The following is a 20,522-nucleotide window of genomic DNA, read 5'->3' as shown; positions in this document are numbered from 1 at the left end:
TTCCTTCGAACCATGGGCCTCGGGTTGGGCGGCGTTCTGGTGCTCGACGGCTGTGGAGACGCTGCCCCTTCCGCCGCGGCCGGTCTCGAGGTGACGGACCAACGGGGCACGACGCTCCGACTCGACCACCCCGCACGCCGGGTCGTGACGATCCCGATGCCGGCAGCGTCGTTGCTGATCGCGGTCGACCAAGGCGTGCAGCGGATCGCCGGCATGCACCAGGCGTCCTGGACCGCGATCCAGAAGGGAATCCTGGGCGAGATCTTTCCCGCGGCGAAGGAGATTCCGCACGCCGTCGCCGGGCAGGACTTCTCCCCCAACGTCGAAAGCGTCCTCGCGCTCGATCCCGATCTGATCGTCCAGTGGGCGGACGAGGGAACCGGCGTCATCGCTCCGCTGGAGAACGCCGGGCTCACGGTGCTCGGACTCAAGTACGGCACCCAGCGGGACCTCGAATCCTGGATCGCCCTCTTCGCCGCCGCTCTCGGCAAGCCGGGCCGGGGCCAGGAGATGCTCGCGCGGATGCACCAGAACCTCGCCCAGTGGTCATCGGACGTGCGAAGGGCCGCCAAGCCGTCGATGCTCTACCTGAACCGTTTCACCGAGGGACTGAAGGTCGCCACCCACAACACCTACAACGACTACTGCATCAAACTCATCGGTGCGGTGAACCCGGCAACCGGCGCGAACGGTCTCCAGGGCGAGGGCATGGCCGCGGTCGACATCGAGCAGGTGCTGGCCTGGGACCCCGACGTCGTCCTGCTGGGCAACTTCGACGACGCCGTACCGGATGACGTGTACCGCTCGAGAGCCTGGAAGGACACCCGTGCCGTCAGGGATCGCCGCGTGTACAAGGTCCCGCTCGGCGGCTACCGCTGGGACCCGCCGAGCCACGAGTCCCCGCTGATGTGGCGCTGGTTGTCGATGGTGGCCGCTCCCGGCGAGGAACGGTTCGATCTTCGGGCGGAGATCAAGGACTCCTATCGCTTCTTCTACAACCACGAGACCACCGGCGCCCAGCTCGATCGGATCCTTTGGTCGGACATCAACAACGGCTCGGCCGGCTATGAGCAGTTCCATGGCGCGTGATGACGCAGTCGCTCCGGAGCGGTCCCTGCGGCTCGCTGTCCCGCCGGTGGCGGCGATGGCCGTCGTACTGGCCGGTGTGGTGATCGGCGCGGTCGCGGTCGGCCGGTTCGGGGTGCCGCTGCCGGATGTCGTGCGGATCCTGACGTCCCGCGGCGAGGGCCTGAGCGCTGCGGATCAGAACGTCGTGTTGTACGTGCGATTGCCACGCGTGCTGCTCGCGCTGCTGGTCGGCGGCGGGCTGGCGATCGCCGGTGCCGCGTTGCAGGCCGCCTTCCGCAACCCGCTCGTCAGCCCCGAGATCATCGGTGTCTCGTCCGGAGCCTCGTTCGGCGGCGCGCTCGCACTCCTGCTCGGGCTCGGCACCACAGTCCTGGTCGGCGCGGCCTTCGGCTTCGGCCTGGTCGCGCTGGTCCTGGTGTTCGCCGTGACGATCACCCGCGGTATCACCCCCGTTCTGATGATCGTGCTGGCCGGAGTCGTCACCGGCTCGTTCTTCTCCGCGCTGGTGTCGCTGACCACGTACGTCGCCGATCCGTACGACCAGTTGCCGACGATCGTCTTCTGGTTGCTCGGCAGCGTGGCGAGTGCGTCGTACGGCAAGGTTCTGATCGCCGTCGGTCCGGTGCTCGCGGGCACGCTCGTCCTGCTGCTGCTGCGCTGGCGGGTCAACGTCTTGTCGCTCGGCGACGAGGAGGCCGCCGCGCTCGGGATGCGGCCGGGCCGGACGCGGTGGCTGCTGCTGACCGCGGTAGCGCTGATCGTCGCGGGAGCCGTTGCCGTGAGCGGAGTCGTCAGCTGGGTCGGCCTGGTCGTGCCGCATTTCGCGCGGATGTGGGTCGGTCCAGATCATCGGGTCCTGCTCCCCGTCACGTTCCTGATGGGATCGGCGTACCTCATCCTGATCGACACTCTCGCCCGAACGGTCACCGCCGGCGAAATACCGCTCGGCGTCCTCACCGCCCTCCTCGGTGCGCCGGCGTTCTTCGTCGTGCTGCGGCGGCACCGGAACAGGATCTGGGACGATGCTTGAACTCGCCGGAGTCGGCTACCGCTACACCCGGTGGCTGTTCCGTGACGTCACATTCTCGGTGCCCGCCGGCACCGTGACCGCCGTACTCGGCCCGAACGGCTCAGGCAAGACCACGCTACTGCGGTGCGCAGCGGGTCTGCTGTCGCCACAAGCGGGAGCGGTACGGCGAAGCACACCGGCGGCCTTCGTCCCACAGGCACACCAGTCGACGTTCGCGTACCGGGTCGTGGACATGGTCCTGATGGGACGCGTGCGGAACGTGCCTACGTTCGCCACTCCCGGCCGACGCGACCACGCCGCTGCCAGGGATGCGATGGAACGCGTCGGCATACTCGACTTGGCCGGCACGCCGTTCAGTTCACTCAGCGGCGGCCAGCAACAACTCGTCCGCATCGCGCGCGCCGTCGCCTCCGGCACCCGCATCCTGGTCCTCGACGAGCCGGCCACGGGGCTCGACCTCCGTAACCAAGGCCGTCTGTTGACCCTGCTACGGGAACTGGCCGACGCGCAGATGGCTGTGCTGCTGACGACGCATCAACCCGACCACGCGCGATACCTCGCGGACACCGTTGTCCTCCTGCTCGGCCCCGACGACGTTCGCGTAGGACCGGCAACCAGGCTGCTGCAGGACGACACCTTGAACGAGCTGTACGGCATCGACATCGGTGCCTGGCCGGGCTCCGCGCACCGCACGGCCGAACGGCCTCTGAGCTAGGGACTGTTGCCTGCAGCGCCGCCACCTCCCGTCGGGCCAATCTGAAGACGGAGAGCCATCGGGAGGAGTAGCGATGAGCACGTTGCGCCAGGAGATCGACCGCTGGGAGGCCGACCTCGCGAACATCACCGACACCAGCAGCACCGACAACTGGTTCCTCGAGGAGCGCCGGCTGGCCGAGGCCCAGCACACCATCCTCGCCTTCCGCGGACGCATCCTGCCGATGCTCACCGCGACCCAGTCGCACAACGGGGTCGTCGCCGACGAGATCGAGCATCTGCTCGGTCGTCTGGAAAAGCTGCGCGACGACCTGTTCGGAACCGTTCACCCCACGGAGTCCCACCGCGAGATCGCTGAGACGGTCGCCGCGCTGCGCGCCCTCAGCCGGGTTGCCCTCCGCTTCGAGCGAACCCCTGAAGACGTCTGATGAGCACCCTCACGTTCCTCGGCGCGGCCGGGACGGTAACCGGTAGCAAGTTCCTGCTCGAGCAGGACCGGCGCCGGATCCTGCTCGACTGCGGCCTGTTCCAGGGCGAGGCCCGGTGGCGCCGGCGGAACTGGGACCCGTTCCCGGTCGACCCGGCGTCGCTCGACGCCGTCGTCCTCACGCACGCACACCTCGACCACTGCGGCTACCTGCCGAGCCTGGTCCGGGAAGGATTCCGCGGTCCTGTGATCTGCACCCCCGGTACGGCGGACGTCGCGGCGATCGTCCTGCGCGACGCCGCCCACCTGCAGATGGAGGACGCTCAGCACGCCCGCGCCGGCGGCTACTCCCGGCACGACCCGCCGCAGCCGCTGTTCGACACCGAGGACGCGGAACGGGCCATCAGGCTGTTCCGCCCCGCCGACGGCCGCACCGACCTCGGCGCGGCAACGGTGACTCTGCACCGCGCCGGCCACATCCTCGGCTCGGCCTTCGCCGAACTCGAGGTCGACGGCCGGCGGCTCCTGGTCAGCGGCGATCTCGGCCGCCGGCAGCATCCACTCCTGCGCCCACCGGAGCCTCCGCCGGCCGTCGACACGGTCCTGGTCGAGGCGACGTACGGCGATCGGCGCCACCAGCCCCTCGACCACGCCCAGCTCGGCCGCCTGATCAGCACGACCGCGGCGCGAGGCGGCGTCGTACTGATGCCGGCGTTCGCGATCGACCGTACGGCGGTCCTCCTGCACGAGCTCGCCGGCCTGATGCGGGCCGACCTCATCCCTCGGCTCCCCGTCTACGTCAACAGCCCGATGGCGCTGGCCGCCCTGAACGTCTACCGCGCGGCCGTCACGAACAAGTCACCCGAGCTCCGCCCCGAGATCCTCGGCGGACCGGACCCGTTCGACCCCGGCACCCTGCGCCTGGTCCATTCGGTCGAGGAGTCGATGCGCATCAGCGATCCGGGCCGGCCGTCGATCGTCATCTCCGCCTCCGGGATGGCAACCGGCGGGCGGGTCCTGTACCACCTGGCCCGGCTCCTGCCCAGCAAGCGAAACACCGTGATCCTCCCGGGCTTCCAAGTCCCCGGCACCCGCGGCCGCGCCCTGCTCGACGGCGCCCGCTCGATCAAGATCCACGGCCGCTACATACCGGTCCGCGCACAGGTCGTCGGGCTGTCCGAGTTCTCCGCGCACGCCGACTCCGACGAACTGATCAGCTGGCTGTCGGCAGCGCCGAGCGCGCCGGAGACCGTGTACGTCGTCCATGGCGAGGACCACGCCCGCGCCGAGCTGGCCCGCCGCATCCAGGACGAGCTCGACTGGACCACAGCCACACCCGGCCACCTCGAGCGGGTCAGGATCTGATCAGGAATCCCCGGCCAGTGTCGTTGGGTCCCGTCCACCGGGACCTTTGCCTCTAGGACGTCAGGGGCGCGGACCGCGACGCTGAGGTCCATGGATGCGATCGACCTGGCACGGTGGCAGTTCGGGATCACCACCGTCTACCACTTCTTGTTCGTGCCGATCACCATCGGCCTGTCGGCCCTCGTGGCCGGCCTGCACACGGCCTGGTACCGGACCGGGAAGGTGAAGTACCGGCAGCTCACCCAGTTCTGGGGCAAGTTGTTCCTGATCAACTTCGCGATCGGCGTCGTCACCGGCATCGTCCAGGAGTTCCAGTTCGGGATGAACTGGAGCGACTACTCGAAGTTCGTCGGCGACATCTTCGGCGCCCCGCTGGCGATCGAGGGCCTGCTCGCCTTCTTCCTCGAGTCCACCTTCCTCGGGCTCTGGATCTTCGGCTGGGACCGGCTGCCCAAGAAGGTGCACCTGGCCTCGATCTGGCTCGTTGCCATCGGCACCCAGCTGTCGGCGTACTTCATCCTGGCCGCCAACTCCTGGATGCAGTGGCCGGTCGGCTACACCTACAACCGAGCGACCGGACGGGCCGAGCTGCAGGACTTCGGCGCGGTGCTGACCAACAAAGTCGCACTGGTGACGTTTCCGCACACGATTTCCGCCAGTTTCCTGACCGCCGGCGCCTTCATGCTGGGGATCGCGCTGTGGCACGTGCTGCGCGGCGGAAAGGAACGGAAAGAGCTGTTCCGTCCCGCCGTCAAGCTCGGCTCCGTGACGGTCCTGGTCGCCGCCCTCGCCGTCCTCGTGACCGGCGACATCCAGGGCAAGATCATGACCGAGACCCAGCCGATGAAGATGGCCGCGGCCGAAGCCCTGTACGAGACCTCCGAGCCGGCGGGCTTCTCCCTGCTCACGATCGGGTCGCTCGACGGCCAGCGCGAGGTCTGGTCGGTGACCGTGCCGCACGGGCTGTCGTTCCTCGCCACCGGCACATGGAACGGCAAGGTCGAAGGAATCAACGACCTGCAGAAGGCCTACGAGGAACGTTTCGGCCCAGGCAGCTACAAACCGAACATCCCGGTCACGTACTGGACGTTCCGGCTGATGATCCTCTTCGGCGCACTGTCCGCGCTGATCGCGCTGATCGCCTTGTGGTACATCCGCCGGCCGGACAGATCACCATCACGATGGCTGGTGAGGTCCGCGATCGCCCTGCCGGTGCTCCCGCTCGCCGCGAACAGCTTCGGCTGGATCTTCACCGAGATGGGCCGGCAACCGTGGATCGTGTTCGGCCTGATGCAGACCCGCGACGGCGTCTCGCCGACCGTCGGCGCCGGAACGGTGCTCACCTCGATGATCACCTTCACGGTCCTGTACGGCGTCCTCGCGGTGATCGAGGTGCTCCTGCTGCTCCGCTTCGCCCGGACCGCACCCGCCGAACCCGATGCGGAAGCGGCCGAGCCCGACGCCGCCTTCCTGTACTGAGGAGTCTCCATGGAACTCACCGACATCTGGTTCCTGCTGATCGCGGTCCTGTGGACCGGCTACCTCGTGCTCGAGGGCTTCGACTTCGGCGTCGGCATGCTGCTGCCCGTTGTCGCCAAGGACGATCCCGTCGACCGTCAGGTCACGCTGCGCACCATCGGCCCGGTCTGGGACGGCAACGAGGTCTGGCTGCTGGTCGCCGGCGGCGCGACGTTCGCCGCCTTCCCGTTCTGGTACGCGAGCCTGTTCTCCGGCTTCTACCTGGCCCTACTCGTGATCCTGGTCGCCCTGATCGTGCGGGGACTTGCCCTGGAGTACCGCAACAAGCTGCAGCACGCCGCCTGGCACCGGCGCTGGGACCTCGCGATCGTCATCGGCAGCGCCGTACCGGCCCTGCTCTGGGGCGTCGCGCTGGCCAACATCGTTCGCGGCGTACCGCTGAACGCCAACCACGACTACACCGGCAACTTCTTCACCCTCTTGAACCCGTACGCCCTGCTCGGCGGCCTGACCACGCTCGTCCTGTTCGCGCTGCACGGCGCGATCTTCCTCGCACTGAAGACACACGGCGCGGTCCGTGACCAGGCCCGTGCGCTGGTCCTGCCCCTGGGCGCGGCGGCCGTCCCGTTGGCGGCCGCGTTCCTGATCTGGACCCAGTCGTACGACGGATCGTGGCTCACCTGGGTCCTTGCACTGCTGGCGGCCGTGTGCCTGCTCGGCGGCATTCTCGCCTCGCGAGCCGGCCGTGACGGTCTCGGCTTCCTCGGTACGGCGGCCACGATCGCGCTCGCCGCCGCGACCCTGTTCGTCACGCTCTACCCGAACGTCCTGCCGTCCACGACCGACCCGGCGTTCAGCCTCACCACGACGAACGCCGCATCGACGCCGTACACGCTGAAGATCATGACCTGGGTCGCGGTGATCTTCACGCCGATCGTGCTGGCCTACCAGGGCTACACCTACTGGGTCTTCCGCCGGCGGCTCACCCGCGACGACATCCCCCAGGTCACGGTGGCCTGATGCCGGCTGTCGACGGCAGGCTGCTTCGCCACACCCGCGGCACCAGGATCTTCCTGGTGCTGTCGGCTGTGACCGGTGCCGCGCAGGCCGTGCTCATCCTGCTTCAGGCCTGGCTGCTGGCCGGCATCATCGCCGACGCATTCCTCGGCGGGCTCGACCTCGACCGCCTCCGCGGCCGGGTGATCGCCTTGGCAGCCACCTTGATCGGCCGAGCCGCACTTTCCTGGATCGCCGAGGTCGTGGCGCAACGGTGCTCCGCCGCGGTCAAGTCCGAGCTACGGTTGCGGTTCCTCGACAAGATCGTCGCCCTGGGCCCGCGCTGGCTGACCGGGGAACGCAGCGGCGAACTCACCACCCTCGCGACCCGCGGCATCGACACCCTGGACGACTACTTCTCGCGGTACCTGCCGCAGCTCGTGCTCGTCGGCGTCGTCCCGCTCGTGGTCGCCGCCCGGATGCTGACCGCCGACTGGCTCAGCGCGGTGATCGTCATCGTGACGCTGCCGTTGATCCCGATCTTCATGGTCCTGGTCGGGCTCACCACCAAAGCGGCGACCGCGCGTCAGTGGGCGACCCTGCAGACACTCGCCCACCACTTCCTCGACGTCCTCGCGGGGATCGGGACCCTCAAGGTGTTCGGCCGCTCCCGCGCCCAGGTCGAGACGATCCGCCGGCTCGCCGACCGGCAGCGCCGTACGACGCTCGCCACGCTGCGGATCGCCTTCCTCTCGTCCCTCGTCCTGGAACTCGTCGCGACCCTTTCCGTCGCACTCGTCGCCGTCTCCGTCGGCCTGCGGCTCGTCGACGGGCGACTCCCCTTGGAGACCGCCCTCCTGGTCCTGATCCTCGCGCCCGAGGCCTACCTGCCCCTGCGCCTGCTCGGTGCCCACTACCACGCCAGCGCCGAGGGCCTCGCCGCCGCCGACGAGCTGTTCGAGGTCATCGAACAGGTGATTCCAGAGCCCGGCCACGAGCTCGCGGACCCGGCCGCCCCGATTGTCCTGCAGGACGTCACCGTGCACAGCCGGGATGCGGGCGAGCCGGCGATCGACAACCTGACGCTCACGATCCCGCCCGGCGTGGTCACGGGCATCGTCGGCCCGAGCGGTGGCGGGAAGTCAACGCTGCTCGGCCTGCTGCTCGGCACGATCCGACCCGACCGGGGCCAGGTCCTTGCCGGCGGCATCGATCTCGCGGAGGCCGACCTGCTCCGCTGGCGGCAGAACGTCGCCTGGCTGAGCCAGGACCCGTCCCTGTTCGCTGGAACCGTCGCCGACAACATCAAGCTCGGCACGACGTCGACCGGCAGACTCAGCGGTGAGCTCGGCAGCGACTTCGCCGTACGGCGGGCGGCCCGCTCGGCGCGGGTCGACGTACCGCTGGACCTGATGCTCGGCGAGCGGGGCGGCGGGGTGTCGGCCGGTCAGCGACGCCGGATCGCGCTCGCGCGGGCGATCCTCCGCGACGCTCCCCTGCTGCTCCTCGACGAACCGACCGAGAGCGTCGATCCCGCCACCGAGCAGGCACTCCTCGAGTCCCTTCCGCACGCCTTCGCCGGCCGGACCGTCGTCCTCGTCACGCACCGCCCCGCTCTCCTCGAGCTCTGCGACCACGTGATCCGGCTCGACCTTACGGCGGTGACCGCATGACGCCGACCGGCTCCGTCACCACCTTTCGCTGGCTGAGTGACGTCGTACGGCCAGAGCTCAAGCGGCTGGTTGCCGCCGCTCTGCTCGGTGTGCTCGCGATGGCCTGCTCGATCGGGCTGATGGCCACCTCCGCCTGGCTGATCTCACGCGCGGCCGAGCATCCGCCCGTGCTGTACCTCACGGTGGCGATCGTCGCGGTCCGCGCGTTCGGCATCGGACGCGGAGTCCTTCGGTACGCCGAACGCCTCGTCGGCCACGATGCCGCGTTCCGGGTCCTCGGCCGCACGCGGGTCCAAGCGTGGATCGACCTCGATCGAGCCGCACCCGCCGGGCTCGGCGGCACGCGCGCCGGAGACCTGCTCACCCGCGTCACGCGCGACGTCGACGCCATCCAGGACCTGCTCGTCCGTGCGTTGCTCCCGATCGCAGTCAGCCTGATCACCGGTGCCGCAACAGTCGCGCTGCTCACGACGCTCCTGCCGGCCGCCGGGGCCGTCCTGCTGATCGGGCTGGCCGCCGCGGGGCTCGGCGCACCAGTGGCTTCACTCCTCCTGTCCGCCCGGACCGAACGTCGATTCGCACCAGTCCGGTCACAGCTCACCACCAGCGTCCACGAACTGCTGACCGGCCTCGCAGACCTGACCGCCTACGGGGCCACCGATCAGCGGCTGCAGGAGATCCGGCGCCAGGACGGCCGGTTGACCAGGATCCTTCAGCGCTCGGCGTTCTCCAACGGGGTCGGCGCGGCGGTGGCGAACACGGCACTCGCGTGCACCGTGGTCGGCGAGATCCTGGTCGGTGTCCCCGCGGTCCGCGACGGACGGATCGCCGGCGTCGTACTCGCCGTTCTGGTCCTCACACCGCTGGCCGCGTTCGAGCTCGTCACCCCGCTGCCGGCCGCGGCACGCCACCTGGTCCGCGGCCGGCAGGCCGCCGAACGACTCCGGGCCCTGGCCGACCTCCCCAATCCGTCGGTTGCCTGGAGCCCCCAACTCGACCGCGACGCGGAGGCAGGCACGCTGTCTGCACGGCAGCTGACAGTCCGCTGGCCGGGTGCCGGCACCCCGGCCTTGGCCGGAGTCGACCTTGACCTCCACCCCGGGCGTCGGGTGGGGCTCATCGGGCCCAGCGGTTCAGGGAAGAGCACGCTGGCGGCCGCGCTCATGGGGTTTCTCGCGCCGGAGGCCGGCCGGGTGACGTTCGCCGGAACTGACCTGGCCGAGCTCGACGAAGCGTCGTACCGTCGGCTTGTCGTGTTGTGCGGGCAGGACGACCACGTCTTCGACGCCACCATCCGCGAGAACCTCCTGATCGGCGAACCCGCCGCCACCGACGAGGAACTGCTCGACGTGCTCGACCGGGTCCGTCTCGGCGCCTGGGTACGGCGGCAACCAAGCGGCCTGGGCACCACCGTGGGCGAACGCGGGGCACGCATCTCCGGCGGAGAACGCCAGCGCCTGGTCCTCGCCCGGGCACTGCTGGCGGACCCCGCCGTACTCATCCTCGACGAACCCACCGCACACCTCGACGCCCCGACCGCCGACGAACTGATCCGCGACATCACCCGGGCCACCGAGGGGCGGGCCACCCTCCTGATCACCCACCGCCACCGAGACCTCGAGTCCGTCGACGACATCCTCGATCTCGCAGAGCCTTTCTCGCCGCTTCTGAGAGCCGAACGGCCCGCCCGTCCCGGGACGTAGGTCGCTGTCCGCAGCACGGCACCGAGCAGATCCTGGAATCGGAGGAACTGCACGCCAGGGAGGTGGCCGATGCTGACCGACCAACTGACGCCCACTGCGCTCGGTGTTCTGCTGCACGCAGCCGAGGCCGCGCCGGGCCTGCATGTCCCGCGCCCCTGGCGCGTCGAAGTCAACGGTCATCTGATCGACGTCTACCTCGACGAGGCCACAGCTGACGCGGTCGCAAGGATCCAGCGGGTCGCAACCGGCGCCGCGGTCTTCAACCTGCGGTGCGCCGCCGCCTCACTCAGCTTCGACAGCTGGGTCAGCCTCTACCCGTACCCGCACGAGCCTGGGCTCGCGGCCCGGATCGTCGTCGAGCCCACCGGCCTGCCCGACCTGGAACTGCAGGAACTGTACGCCGCGATCCTGTCGCGGCACCTCGCCCGGCCGCCGAGGCCACCGGACCAGCAGGACCGGCGAATGCTCGAGCGGGCCGCGGCGATCGAGGACGCCAACCTCACCTGGCTGCCGGTCGACTCGCTGGCAGTCGTCGTCACGCACGGCGCCGAACCCGCGGACCAGCTCCAGGCCGGCATCGCACTCCAGCGGGTCCTGCTCACCGCCACGTCGCGCGACGTCCGCGCCGACTGCCTGAACCACACACTGATCCGCTTCGGTGAGCGCACCGAACGAACTGGACGAGGGAGATCCTCATGAACACGCAGACCGCCCCGATCGTCGTCGGGTACGACGGTTCCACCGGCAGCCAGAGCGCACTCCACTGGGCGACCACCGAGGCCGTCCGGACGATGGCCCCGCTGCGACTCGTCGGAGCCTTCGAGCTCGTCATCGTCACCCGCCCGTCGCCCGGGACCGTCGTACCGCTCGATGCGGTCCGCGCCGCGCGCCAGAAAGGGCTCGACGCGGTGGCCGAGGGCATCCGCCTGCACCACCCGGACCTCGTGGTCGAGACCAGCCTCGTCGGAGGCTCCGCGGCGCACGTCCTGATCGAGGCTGCCGAAGACGCCCGTATGGTCGTGCTCGGGTCCCGCGGCCTCGGCGGTTGGAGCGGTCTTCTGGTCGGATCGGTCGCGGTCCAGGTCACCACCCATGCGCAGTGCCCGGTCGTCGTGATCCCCCACGACCTGCGCGCCCACGCGCACGAACGCCCCACCGTCGTCGTCGGCGTGGACGGTTCGAAGACCTCGGCCAAGGCCATCGACTTCGCCTTCGACCAGGCCGATGCCCGGCACGCCCGGGTCGTCGCCGTCCACGCGTGGACAAGTCCCTTCCTCACGTACGCCGACGGCGCGTCGATGCTGCAGTTCGACGAGGAGAAGGTCCGCGAGGAGTCCCGGCTGCTGATCGCGGAATCCGTGGCCGGCGCGGCCGCCGACCACCCTGACGTCGAGTGGACAGCCGAACTCGTCACCGGCTCGGCAGCGCAGGCACTGGTCCGTCGCTCCGAATCCGCCGACCTGCTGGTCGTCGGGTCACGCGGCCGGGGCGGCTTCACCGGTCTGCTGCTCGGATCGGTCGGTCAGAGCGCGCTGCACCACACCCACTGCCCGATCGCCATCGTCCGCTGACCGCGACGCACAGGCCCCTCAGGAGGCGCCATGGCTGCCGAACTGCCGGTACTGGTGGGAATCGACGGATCCCGCGACGGCCTCATCGCGCTGACCTGGGCAGCCGGGTACGCCGCCGTACGTCGGGCGCCCCTGCACGCGGTCTACGTCGTCGACGACCAACCGCAGGTCGCTGCCGGCTACCTGCCCGATGGGCCCGACGACGGCAGCGAGGTACTGGACGACTCTCTCCAGGAACTCGACCGGATCGGCTTCCGCGCCGGCACACTCGAGGTCCGGCACGGTCATCCCGCACAGGTCCTGCTCGACCTGTCCGAACACTCGCAGGCGCTGGTCGTCGGCCGGCGCGGCATGGGCGGTTTCGCCGAACTCGTGCTCGGCTCGACGTCGCAGGTCTGTACGGCGCTCGCGACGCACGTCCCGCTGATCGTCGTCCCGGACGTCTGGCAACCCGCGGCACCCGCACACCAGCGGATCGTCGTCGGCGTCGACGGCTCCGTCGAAGGTCAGGACGCGCTCCGCTTCGCCTTCGAACTGGCGCACGTGACCGGCGCGGAGATCCTCGGCGTCCACGCGATCGAGCTCCGGGAGACCTACCCGGACCCCAACAACTGGTTCGACCCGACGCGGCGACCGTGGGTCGACGCGGCCGACGAGTTGCTGATGGAGACGCTCGCCGGCTGGACCGCCAAGTACCCCGACGTCTCCGTCCAGCATCGCGGCGTCACCGACCACCCGGTGCTCGTCCTGGCGCGCGAGTCGCACGACGCCGACCTCGTGGTGGTCGGTGGCGTCGGCCGTACGGCGTTCTCCGAACTCCGCATGGGTTCCGTCGCGCGAGGTCTTCTCTACCACTCGCACTGCCCGGTCGCCGTCGTCCACCACCCCGAAACACCTCGCTTTCCGGCCACGTCAGGAGGCACGCAGTGACCATCTCGATCCCGCAACCACTCCACGCCGGTCAGGAGATGACCCGACTCGCCCGCTTCCACCGCGACGTCCGCTGGACCGGCACGATCCGGGCCGGCGCCGTGGGACCCGGCAGCCCGGCGATGACGGCGACCGGTGAAGGCCGGCACCACACCATCCAGAACGGGCTCTGGATCGTCGGCGAGTATCAGCAGGACCAATATCTTCCCGACGGCTCCTTCGTCCTCCGCTGGCAGTTGCACTGGGTCGCCGGCTGGGACCCTCAGGCCGGGGAGTACCGCGCATCGGTGGCGGACAACTACGGACACCTCGAGTTGCTGGCCGGCCACATCGAGGGCCATCTGCTCACCTTCCGCAGCATCGGCCGCCCACGCCTCCGCACTCAGCTGCTCTGGCACATCGTCGACGACGAGACGATGATCTGGCGCAACGAGGTCTCCGTCGACGGCGGCTCGTTCGAACTGGTCGAACGGTATGTGTGCACGACGATCAGCTGACGACGTCAGGGCCGGGCGGCCCAGTTGTTCCAGCTGGCCTTGGCGCCGGAGTCGCCGATCCTGACGACGTCGTAGACCGCGACAGCCGAGACCACGACAGCGGCCACGGTCACCACCACGGTGACGGCGTTCGAGGCCGGCGCGAGGAACGTACGCTTCGTCGCGGTCCCCGCAGTGCTCTCCCGTTGCCGCCACCAGACCACGACCGCCAGTGCCGCGACTCCGACAGCTACGTAGATGGCCGTGTCACCCAGCTCGGCGTGCCGGCGGATCAGCGGGTTCGGTGCGACACGGTGCTCGAGCCACTCGCCCGCGCTGGTGGTGATCGGTACGAGTGCGACGACGAGCGCGGCGAGGATCGCGTTCGGACCCGCGAGCCGGCGCCTGGCGGCCGGCCAGCTCGCGGTCAGAGCGAGGATCGCCGCCGACAGCGGGAGGAGAACGACTACGGCGTGCACGAGGAGAACGTGGGCCGGGAGGCCGTTGACAGTCTGCATTCAGGTTCCTTCTGTTCGAGTGTCCGGAGGTTCCGGCTCGTCGGGTAGAGCAACAGCAGAACGAGAAGTACGGCGGTGATCCCGCCGACCAGGAGGTTGCGCCGCAACCGCTTCGTATGCGTTGTCATCTCGCACCGGCCTGGTGCGCGGCGTCGAGTGCGGACTGCAAGGACTGGCGATATCCCTCCGAGGTGAAGGTCGCTCCGGAGACCGTGTCGATCCGCGCGCTCTGCACCGTCACCGTCTCGTGGTCGAGTTGTGGGACCGCGAAGCTGTTGATCTGGTCGGTCCGCCCGTCGCCGCTCGGGTGCTGCACCGCGTGCGACCTGGTGATCCGCCCGCCGCGCACGGTGATCTCGACCTGGACCGGCCCGTACTGCGTGTCCACGACCCCGCCCGTCACCACGACCGCCGACGCCTGCCCGGTGCCGGCGCCCGCAGTAGGCGGCCTCGGCGTCCGGTGCCCCGGCGACGATGGCCGCGGGGACGGCCGCGCCACCGGCGACGCCGAGCTGACGACCGCGGCGCCTCCGACGGTCAGGTGCGTCTGCATGCTCGCCCGGAACGCGACGGCGACCACCGCCGCGGAGGCGACCGTCATCCACAGTCTGATCCCGCGCCTCACGCACGCTCTCCTCTCACCACGAGAACCGTTCCTGATGCAACTGGTTCGCCGGCAACCCAGCAGCGCACACAGCCGCGCACATCGCGTCCATCCACCGATCGGGCCCACAGACGTACACGTCGTACTGCTCGATCCCGGGCACCACCTGGCGTACGGCGTCCTCGTCGGACCACGATGCGGCGCTCTCCGGGAGCCACGACGATCGCGTGCCCGGCCGGCCGCCGAGGAGCCAGTGCAGAGTGATGCCGCGAACGCGCGCCAACTGCTCGAGCTCCGAGCGGAACACCAGGTCGGCCCGGCTGTGCGCGCGGTAGACGAGGATCGCGTGGCCCGGCCGGTAGTCGAGCTCCTCCAGAAGCGCCCGCAACGGGGTGATGCCGATGCCGCAGGCAAACAACGCGACCCGGTCGGTGACCCGCCGCTCCGCGGTCAGCCGGCCGTACGGCCCCTCGACGGCAACCCGCGTTCCGGGCCGCAACCCGGCCAGCCGGCTGCTGCCCTCACCCGCGGCCTTCACGGTCACGCGGAGCCGGTCCGGCGCAGGCGAAGCGGACAGCGAGTACGGGTTGCCCCGTGACCAGCCCGGACCGTCGAGGAACCGGAACACGAAGTACTGCCCGGCCCGGACCGGCATCCGGTGCAGTCTGCGCCCGCCGATCAGCACGGTCACCACACCGGGCGTCTCGTGGATCACCTCACGCACGGTGAGCCCGTGCCGCAGTGTGCGCCAGACCGGCAGCGCCAGCCGGTACAGCGCGGTCGCGCCGAGAGCGAGGCCGTACGCAGACCACCAGTACAGACGCGCCACCTGAGACGTCGCGAAGTCAGCACCCGTCCAGATCTCGTGCGGGACGGACAGCCCGACTCCGAGGTAAGCGTAGAGGTGCAGCAAGTGCCACGACTCGTACCGCAGTGCCTTCCGCGCGGCCTTGACCGAGGTCAGCACCACCAGCGTCAGCGCGACAGCCGCCGCAGTCGCCAGCAGCATGCCGCCGTACGTCGTGGCAACGGTCCACGTCTCACGCAACACGGTGCTGTGATCGCGCAGCGTGTAGCCGACGAGGATCAAGGCGATGTGGACCAGCAGGAGGTTGAACGACCAAAACCCGGCGAGCCGGTGGCGGCGCGCCAGATCGTCCTGTCCGTAGCTCCGCTCGATCATCGGCACCCGCGCCATCAGGAACACCTGCACCAGCAGCAGATCCGCGGACACCAGGCCGGACAACCGCCCGAGAGACGTGAGCAGATCGGCCGGACCGTTCAGCAGCGTCTGCACACCCCGCCCGGACACCCACAGCCAGACCACTACCAGCACGGTCGCCCAGCACAGGATGCCGACCACGTCACGCCACCACACCGGCGTCCGGGGTGCCCGTCTCCGGACATGCGTGGTCCGCGGCCGGATGACCTCTTCTGCTGGACCGCGGTACGTCATGCTCCGACAATGGCCGCGGATTCTTAGACCTTCCTTGGACCGCCTTCCGCGACCGCGGGCAGCACGAGTTCGAACGTCGCGCCGATGTCGCCGGGCACCAGGCGGAGCTGCCCGCCGAGCCGGTTCGCGACGTCGTGGGCGAGTGCCAGACCGAGGCCGTAATGCTTCCGCCCGGCCCGATGACCACCGGAGTCGAACCGCCGCAAGACCCGCCCGCCGGCCTCCGGACCGATCCCGGGACCGGTGTCGCTGACCGCGAGGATCACGTCAGCGCGCTGCCGCCGTACGGTGATTCGCACCTCACCGTCGCGTGGCGTGTGGTCGATCGCGTTGTCGACCAGCGCCATCGTTGCCCGTCGGATCGCACTCGCCGACCCGAGCGCCGGCGCGGTGCCGGAGTCCGCCGTCCACCGCAGCCGTACGCCGGTCTGCTCGGCATGAGCCTCCACCGCCGCGGCAACGTCCTGTGCGATCCGCACCAGGTCGACCAGCTCCTGGCTCTCGGCACCCCGCGGATCGGCCGCGGCCAGCAGGTCGTCGACGATCTCGGCGAGTCTGCGAGAGTCACCGACCACACCACCCGCGTCGCGCAGCAGCTCGTCGCCGGCACCGCTGCGGCGCAGGGCCCTCTCGAGAACCTGTGCTCGCGTACTCAGCAGCGTCAGCGGTGTCCGCAGCTCATGCCCGGCGTCTGCCACAAAGGCCCGCTGCAAGGTCAGCGCCTCCGCCAGTGGCCGTACGGCGCGCCGCCCGATCAGCACGCCCAGCAGGCCGGCCAGCAACAGCCCGAGCACGGCCGCGAGCCCCATCGCCTGCAGGAGACGGGCACGCTCCTTGTGGGCGGTCTCCAGGTCCAGCACCGCTTGCACCGGCCCGTCCTTGGTCAGACCGCTGGCAATGCGGTACTCGCCGCCATCGTTCTCCACCGTCGTCAAGCGGATCTGTCCAGTTGCACGGACCCGCAGTGCGTCCAGCTCAGGCAGAAGTTCGCCGGGCAGACCTGGTGAAGTGGTCGTGCCGGTCGGGCCCACCATGACCAGCCAGGTCCCAGCCGGCGGATCGCCCACGTCGTCGGCCGTCGCGACAGCCGACCGAAGAAGATCGTCCGCTGCGCCTGCCTGACCGCGGACAACGACCGCAGTGACCAGGGCGATCAGCGCCAGCATGGCCAGCGCGACCAGAGCCGCAGCCTGTACGGCCACCCCGCGGGAGGCTCGCCGTACCAGCACCTCGTCACCGATCAGCCGGCCGCTCACAACTTCCCCAACCGGTATCCGAGCCCGCGCACTGTCTTGATGACGTCGCGCCCGACCTTCCGGCGGCAGTAGTGGACGTAGGTGTCGACAACGGACTCCGACTCGGCGTCATCGAAGACGCGGCCGAGCAGCTCAGCCCGGCTGAACACGGCCCCCGGCCGCGCCGCCAGCAGTCCGAGCAGCGCCGCCTCCCGCTCGGACAACTCCACCGTCCCGCCGTCGGACCGTCGCACCATCCGGCCGGCCAGGTCCAGTGATCCACCAGGTACCGCAAGCTCGACGGCGTGATCCAGGTGACGGCGGAGCAGCGCGCGGACCCGAGCCAGCAGCTCGGCGAGCTCGAACGGCTTGGTCAAGTAGTCTTCGGCGCCGGCGTCGAGCCCCTCGACCCGATCCGCGGTGCTGTTCCGTGCGGAGAGCACCAGGATCGGCGTGCCGACCCCGCGACTGCGCAGCCGGGCGATCAGGTCCAGGCCCTCCACGGCAGGCAGGCGACGATCCACGATCATCGCGTCCACCGGTTGCGTCAGGGCGAGGTGCAGGCCTCTGTGCCCGTCGGCAGCCAGCGTCACCGCGTACCCCTCGTCGGTGAGTACCCGCTCGAGAAGCCGGGCGAGGTCGGCATCGTCCTCGACGAGCAGGATCCCGGCCGTCATCCCACCGACCACCCGGAGGTCGCGAACAGGTTGCCGTCAGCAAGAATCCCGAGGCCCTCGTAGCCCGGCAGCGAACCGACGACCCGGGGCCAGTCGTCCGCCGCGACGAACGCGGCGGTCGCGAGCACGTCGGCGTACTCCAGCGACGGACCGCTGACCGACACCGACATCCATCGCGTCCGCACCGCGCGCCCGGTGCGTGGGTCGTAGAGGTGCGCACCGCGAGCCGCTGTCCCGCTCGTCGCCACGGATCCCCCGGTCCGCGGCAGGACCGCGGCCACGCCGCTGGGGTCCCGGGGATCCTGGATGCCTACCATGAACGGTGCACCGCTCGGACACACCACGAGCACGTCGCCGCCGGCGTTCAGGCACCAATCCACGTCGCTGATCTTCCGCAGCCGCTCGCCGGCCCGCTCGACCGCCCACCCCTTCACCAGTCCAGAGGGGTCCCACCGGCCACGAGGGACGTCCGCGTCGAACAACCCACCGGTCAGCTCCCGCGCGGCAACGCATCGGTCGGCAACCTCCCGGACCACCGGATCAACACGATCCCAACTCACCTCGCCCCGCGCCAGCAGACTCACCGCACTGGCGTCCCGGAACGGGGAGAACGCCCGATCGACCTCGACCATCTCGGCGAACACCTCCCGCACTGCCGTGTCCGCCCCGCTGGACCCAGCACCCTCGCCACGGGCGAGCACGCTGACCGGCAGCCCCATGATCTGCTCGACCCAAGTCCGCCGCGACGTCATGCGGCAACGGTACGCCGCCCGCCGCGACGCACCATCTCGACACCAAGGGGTGGGTGAGCTGCCGCATCAGCTCACCCACCGGACTTCTTCGGCCTAGTAGAACGTTGCGCCGGTGGGGCGGGTCGTGTCGTCGACTCTCCAGGACAGCTCGTTCTGTACGCCGACGACTCCGTCGACACCGGCAACCAAGTGCTCGGCGAACGCGACTGTACTGCGCTTGTCCACCTGTCCGCTCAGTGTCACGACGCCTTCCCGGACGGAGACCTCGACGGCCAGCGGGTCGTCCCAGAGGTGGCGGTCGACGACGTCGCGCCGTACCCGGGCCAGGAGTTCCTCGTCCGTGCCGAGGAAGGCCCGCAGCAGGTCCGACCGGGCCACGATCCCCACCAGCTCGTCGCCGTCGGTCACAACCAGCCGGGTCAGTTCACGGGCCGCCATCAGCCGGGCAGCCTCATCCAGAGTGCAGCCACCTTCGATGGTCACCGCAGGGCTGGTCATCAAGCTCCCCGCGGTCAGCGCCGCTGCCTTCGAGCGGGCCTTGCGGTGCGTCCACGGCAGGACACGTCGCGGCGTCCGCTGGAACTCCTCCTTGTGCAGCAGGTCCGTCTCCGACACCACGCCGGCTACCTCGCCGTACGCACCACGCACAGGCACGGCGCTGATCTGGTGCTCGGCCAGGACGGCGGCGACCGCCTTGAAAGACGTGTCCTCAGCGACGGTGACGACGTTCTTGGTCATCACGTCGGAGACAGTCAGGAAGTGACGCATCATGACTCCTTGGACCGGCGGACGATCGCCACCGGCGAGTCCGCGTGATGAAGAAGGCTCTGACTGACCGATCCCAGCAGCAAGCCGGTAACGCCGCCCCGGCCACGGGAGCCGACAACGACGAGCGAAGCCTTCTTCGACAACTTGATGAGCCGGGTGCTCGCCCGTCCGTCCAAGACGGACGCGCGTACCGCCACCGTGGGGAACTTGTCCCGGTACGACGCGAGACTCTCCGCGAGCCAGTTCTGCAGCAGTTCCTCGGTGCTGTCGATCGACGCGGCATGTTCCGCCTGCGGCTGCCAGCAGTACACGACCCGCAGCGGCTGACCGGTGCGAGCCGCCTCCTCGAACGCGAACGTCACGGCGTCCTCGGAATCCGGCGACCCGTCGGTGCCCACGACAACAGGTCCCGTACGGCGTTCACCGCGCACCACAACCACCGGACACGGCGCCTTCGCGGACACCGCGGTCGCCACCGAGCCGAGAACGGCCGCCGACACCTTGTTCCGCGATCTGGTCCCGACCACGATCATCTCCGCATCGCCGGCCTCGGTCAGGATCGCGGTCGACGGATCCTCACTCGCAAGCCAGCCCGAGCCGCCCTCGTACCCGAGCCGGTCGCGCGCGTACTGCACCGCGGCGTCGAGCTCGTGCTGGTACTTGTCGAGCGGCATCGGCGGCGGCACATAACCCTCGACCCCGAGCGCCGGCCACCGGCTGACCTCGTTCAGGTACGCACGAATCACCCGCACCGGCAGATCGCGCGCCTCGGCCGCATCGACGGCCCACCGCAGCGCGACCTGGCTCTCGGGCGTCTCGTCCACACCGACGAGGACGTACTTCTTCATCGCAGTCATTCCTGGGGATTCCTTTCAGTCGCTGGGGTGCTGGACGAGGATTTCCTTCAGGCCGTCGACGAACGCCAGCGACTCGTCATACCCCCGCTGCCACACATTCCGCCCGAAAATGCACCCGAGCCCGCCCGCATCCATCGCCTGCTCAGCCTTGCGATACATCGCGTCGTCACCAGCACGCTCCCCACCCGAAACCAGCACCAAC

At 69.7% G+C, this 20,522-nt stretch carries 21 protein-coding genes and 1 pseudogene; 13 read left to right on the top strand and 9 right to left on the bottom strand.

Annotated features, from left to right (window positions below; translation table 11 throughout):
- The first annotated feature begins 12 nt into the window (after positions 1-12).
- From E0H50_RS35380 to E0H50_RS35320, 13 genes are all read left to right on the top strand, one after another.
- Entirely contained in the window at positions 13-1,089 is a 1,077-nt protein-coding gene (locus E0H50_RS35380; RefSeq protein WP_202868475.1) for an ABC transporter substrate-binding protein, read from the top strand.
- Entirely contained in the window at positions 1,079-2,119 is a 1,041-nt protein-coding gene (locus tag E0H50_RS35375) for a FecCD family ABC transporter permease (protein WP_202868474.1), read from the top strand. The genes E0H50_RS35380 and E0H50_RS35375 overlap by 11 nt, the downstream gene beginning before the upstream one ends.
- Positions 2,112-2,834, top strand: coding sequence for an ABC transporter ATP-binding protein (locus tag E0H50_RS35370; protein WP_131295370.1), 723 nt, complete (start codon positions 2,112-2,114; stop codon positions 2,832-2,834). The genes E0H50_RS35375 and E0H50_RS35370 overlap by 8 nt, the downstream gene beginning before the upstream one ends.
- Positions 2,835-2,907: 73 nt before the next feature.
- The gene (locus E0H50_RS35365; protein ID WP_131295369.1) at positions 2,908-3,261 is read left to right on the top strand and encodes a hypothetical protein; all 354 of its coding nucleotides are present in this window, start codon (positions 2,908-2,910) and stop codon (positions 3,259-3,261) included.
- Positions 3,261-4,625, top strand: coding sequence for an MBL fold metallo-hydrolase RNA specificity domain-containing protein (locus E0H50_RS35360; RefSeq protein WP_131295368.1), 1,365 nt, complete (start codon positions 3,261-3,263; stop codon positions 4,623-4,625). The genes E0H50_RS35365 and E0H50_RS35360 overlap by 1 nt, the downstream gene beginning before the upstream one ends.
- Positions 4,626-4,715: 90 nt before the next feature.
- Positions 4,716-6,104: a cytochrome ubiquinol oxidase subunit I gene (locus E0H50_RS35355; protein WP_131295367.1), complete on the top strand. Its 1,389-nt coding sequence runs from the start codon at positions 4,716-4,718 to the stop codon at positions 6,102-6,104.
- A gap of 9 nt (positions 6,105-6,113) precedes the next feature.
- Positions 6,114-7,124, top strand: a complete 1,011-nt coding sequence (gene cydB / locus E0H50_RS35350; protein ID WP_131295366.1) for a cytochrome d ubiquinol oxidase subunit II — start codon at positions 6,114-6,116, stop codon at positions 7,122-7,124.
- A complete protein-coding gene (gene cydD / locus E0H50_RS35345; protein ID WP_131295365.1) occupies positions 7,124-8,773 on the top strand; it encodes a thiol reductant ABC exporter subunit CydD in 1,650 nt (549 codons plus the stop codon). Before cydB ends, cydD begins: the two co-directional genes overlap by 1 nt.
- A complete protein-coding gene (gene cydC / locus E0H50_RS35340; protein WP_131295364.1) occupies positions 8,770-10,476 on the top strand; it encodes a thiol reductant ABC exporter subunit CydC in 1,707 nt (568 codons plus the stop codon). The genes cydD and cydC overlap by 4 nt, the downstream gene beginning before the upstream one ends.
- A gap of 69 nt (positions 10,477-10,545) precedes the next feature.
- The gene (locus tag E0H50_RS35335; RefSeq protein ID WP_131295363.1) at positions 10,546-11,175 is read left to right on the top strand and encodes a hypothetical protein; all 630 of its coding nucleotides are present in this window, start codon (positions 10,546-10,548) and stop codon (positions 11,173-11,175) included.
- The gene (locus tag E0H50_RS35330) at positions 11,172-12,047 is read left to right on the top strand and encodes a universal stress protein (RefSeq protein ID WP_131295362.1); all 876 of its coding nucleotides are present in this window, start codon (positions 11,172-11,174) and stop codon (positions 12,045-12,047) included. The genes E0H50_RS35335 and E0H50_RS35330 overlap by 4 nt, the downstream gene beginning before the upstream one ends.
- Before the next feature lie 30 nt (positions 12,048-12,077).
- Positions 12,078-12,977 carry a universal stress protein gene (locus E0H50_RS35325; RefSeq protein ID WP_131295361.1) on the top strand — a complete coding sequence of 300 codons (900 nt, stop codon included), beginning with the start codon at positions 12,078-12,080 and terminating at the stop codon, positions 12,975-12,977.
- The gene (locus E0H50_RS35320) at positions 12,974-13,474 is read left to right on the top strand and encodes a DUF1579 family protein (RefSeq protein WP_131295360.1); all 501 of its coding nucleotides are present in this window, start codon (positions 12,974-12,976) and stop codon (positions 13,472-13,474) included. Before E0H50_RS35325 ends, E0H50_RS35320 begins: the two co-directional genes overlap by 4 nt.
- A gap of 5 nt (positions 13,475-13,479) precedes the next feature.
- Here E0H50_RS35320 and E0H50_RS35315 read toward each other — a convergent pair whose 3' ends face one another.
- From E0H50_RS35315 to E0H50_RS35275, 9 genes and pseudogenes are all read right to left on the bottom strand, one after another.
- Positions 13,480-13,971, bottom strand: a complete 492-nt coding sequence (locus tag E0H50_RS35315) for a DUF2231 domain-containing protein (protein ID WP_131295359.1) — start codon at positions 13,969-13,971, stop codon at positions 13,480-13,482.
- Positions 13,972-14,095: 124 nt separating this feature from the next.
- Entirely contained in the window at positions 14,096-14,596 is a 501-nt protein-coding gene (locus E0H50_RS35310) for an FMN-binding protein (protein WP_238151589.1), read from the bottom strand.
- A gap of 13 nt (positions 14,597-14,609) precedes the next feature.
- Positions 14,610-16,031: a ferredoxin reductase family protein gene (locus tag E0H50_RS35305; RefSeq protein ID WP_131295358.1), complete on the bottom strand. Its 1,422-nt coding sequence runs from the start codon at positions 16,029-16,031 to the stop codon at positions 14,610-14,612.
- 23 nt (positions 16,032-16,054) lie between these two features.
- Complete coding sequence (locus tag E0H50_RS35300) at positions 16,055-17,287, bottom strand: sensor histidine kinase (RefSeq protein WP_131295357.1); 1,233 nt, start codon at positions 17,285-17,287, stop codon at positions 16,055-16,057.
- A complete protein-coding gene (locus tag E0H50_RS35295; RefSeq protein WP_131295356.1) occupies positions 17,284-17,943 on the bottom strand; it encodes a response regulator transcription factor in 660 nt (219 codons plus the stop codon). Before E0H50_RS35295 ends, E0H50_RS35300 begins: the two co-directional genes overlap by 4 nt.
- On the bottom strand, positions 17,940-18,695 hold the full coding sequence (locus E0H50_RS35290) for an FAD:protein FMN transferase (RefSeq protein WP_131295355.1): 756 nt from the start codon (positions 18,693-18,695) through the stop codon (positions 17,940-17,942). Before E0H50_RS35290 ends, E0H50_RS35295 begins: the two co-directional genes overlap by 4 nt.
- A 93-nt stretch (positions 18,696-18,788) precedes the next feature.
- Positions 18,789-19,466: a CBS domain-containing protein gene (locus E0H50_RS35285; RefSeq protein WP_202868473.1), complete on the bottom strand. Its 678-nt coding sequence runs from the start codon at positions 19,464-19,466 to the stop codon at positions 18,789-18,791.
- On the bottom strand, positions 19,463-20,320 hold the full coding sequence (locus E0H50_RS35280; protein ID WP_131295354.1) for a universal stress protein: 858 nt from the start codon (positions 20,318-20,320) through the stop codon (positions 19,463-19,465). Before E0H50_RS35280 ends, E0H50_RS35285 begins: the two co-directional genes overlap by 4 nt.
- 15 nt (positions 20,321-20,335) lie before the next feature.
- Positions 20,336-20,522 (bottom strand): annotated as a pseudogene (locus E0H50_RS35275) (fructose-bisphosphate aldolase); the annotation flags it as partial.

Origin of the sequence: Kribbella sindirgiensis, from assembly GCF_004331435.1 — a bacterium.
Taxonomy (GTDB): Bacteria; Actinomycetota; Actinomycetes; order Propionibacteriales; family Kribbellaceae; genus Kribbella; species Kribbella sindirgiensis.
Note: the sequence above shows the minus strand (reverse complement) of the source record. Positions and strands in the feature narration are given on the sequence as shown.

Coding starts and splice junctions, on each gene's coding strand:
- E0H50_RS35305 (WP_131295358.1), bottom strand. CDS start 16,031: ATGACGTACCGCGGTCCAGCAGAAGAGGTCATCCGGCCGCGGACCACG.
- E0H50_RS35360 (WP_131295368.1), top strand. CDS start 3,261: ATGAGCACCCTCACGTTCCTCGGCGCGGCCGGGACGGTAACCGGTAGC.
- E0H50_RS35285 (WP_202868473.1), bottom strand. CDS start 19,466: ATGATGCGTCACTTCCTGACTGTCTCCGACGTGATGACCAAGAACGTC.
- E0H50_RS35380 (WP_202868475.1), top strand. CDS start 13: ATGGGCCTCGGGTTGGGCGGCGTTCTGGTGCTCGACGGCTGTGGAGAC.
- E0H50_RS35375 (WP_202868474.1), top strand. CDS start 1,079: ATGGCGCGTGATGACGCAGTCGCTCCGGAGCGGTCCCTGCGGCTCGCT.
- E0H50_RS35325 (WP_131295361.1), top strand. CDS start 12,078: ATGGCTGCCGAACTGCCGGTACTGGTGGGAATCGACGGATCCCGCGAC.
- cydC (WP_131295364.1), top strand. CDS start 8,770: ATGACGCCGACCGGCTCCGTCACCACCTTTCGCTGGCTGAGTGACGTC.
- E0H50_RS35330 (WP_131295362.1), top strand. CDS start 11,172: ATGAACACGCAGACCGCCCCGATCGTCGTCGGGTACGACGGTTCCACC.
- cydB (WP_131295366.1), top strand. CDS start 6,114: ATGGAACTCACCGACATCTGGTTCCTGCTGATCGCGGTCCTGTGGACC.
- E0H50_RS35365 (WP_131295369.1), top strand. CDS start 2,908: ATGAGCACGTTGCGCCAGGAGATCGACCGCTGGGAGGCCGACCTCGCG.
- E0H50_RS35280 (WP_131295354.1), bottom strand. CDS start 20,320: ATGACTGCGATGAAGAAGTACGTCCTCGTCGGTGTGGACGAGACGCCC.
- E0H50_RS35355 (WP_131295367.1), top strand. CDS start 4,716: ATGGATGCGATCGACCTGGCACGGTGGCAGTTCGGGATCACCACCGTC.
- E0H50_RS35290 (WP_131295355.1), bottom strand. CDS start 18,695: ATGACGTCGCGGCGGACTTGGGTCGAGCAGATCATGGGGCTGCCGGTC.
- E0H50_RS35370 (WP_131295370.1), top strand. CDS start 2,112: ATGCTTGAACTCGCCGGAGTCGGCTACCGCTACACCCGGTGGCTGTTC.
- cydD (WP_131295365.1), top strand. CDS start 7,124: ATGCCGGCTGTCGACGGCAGGCTGCTTCGCCACACCCGCGGCACCAGG.
- E0H50_RS35315 (WP_131295359.1), bottom strand. CDS start 13,971: ATGCAGACTGTCAACGGCCTCCCGGCCCACGTTCTCCTCGTGCACGCC.
- E0H50_RS35295 (WP_131295356.1), bottom strand. CDS start 17,943: ATGACGGCCGGGATCCTGCTCGTCGAGGACGATGCCGACCTCGCCCGG.
- E0H50_RS35335 (WP_131295363.1), top strand. CDS start 10,546: ATGCTGACCGACCAACTGACGCCCACTGCGCTCGGTGTTCTGCTGCAC.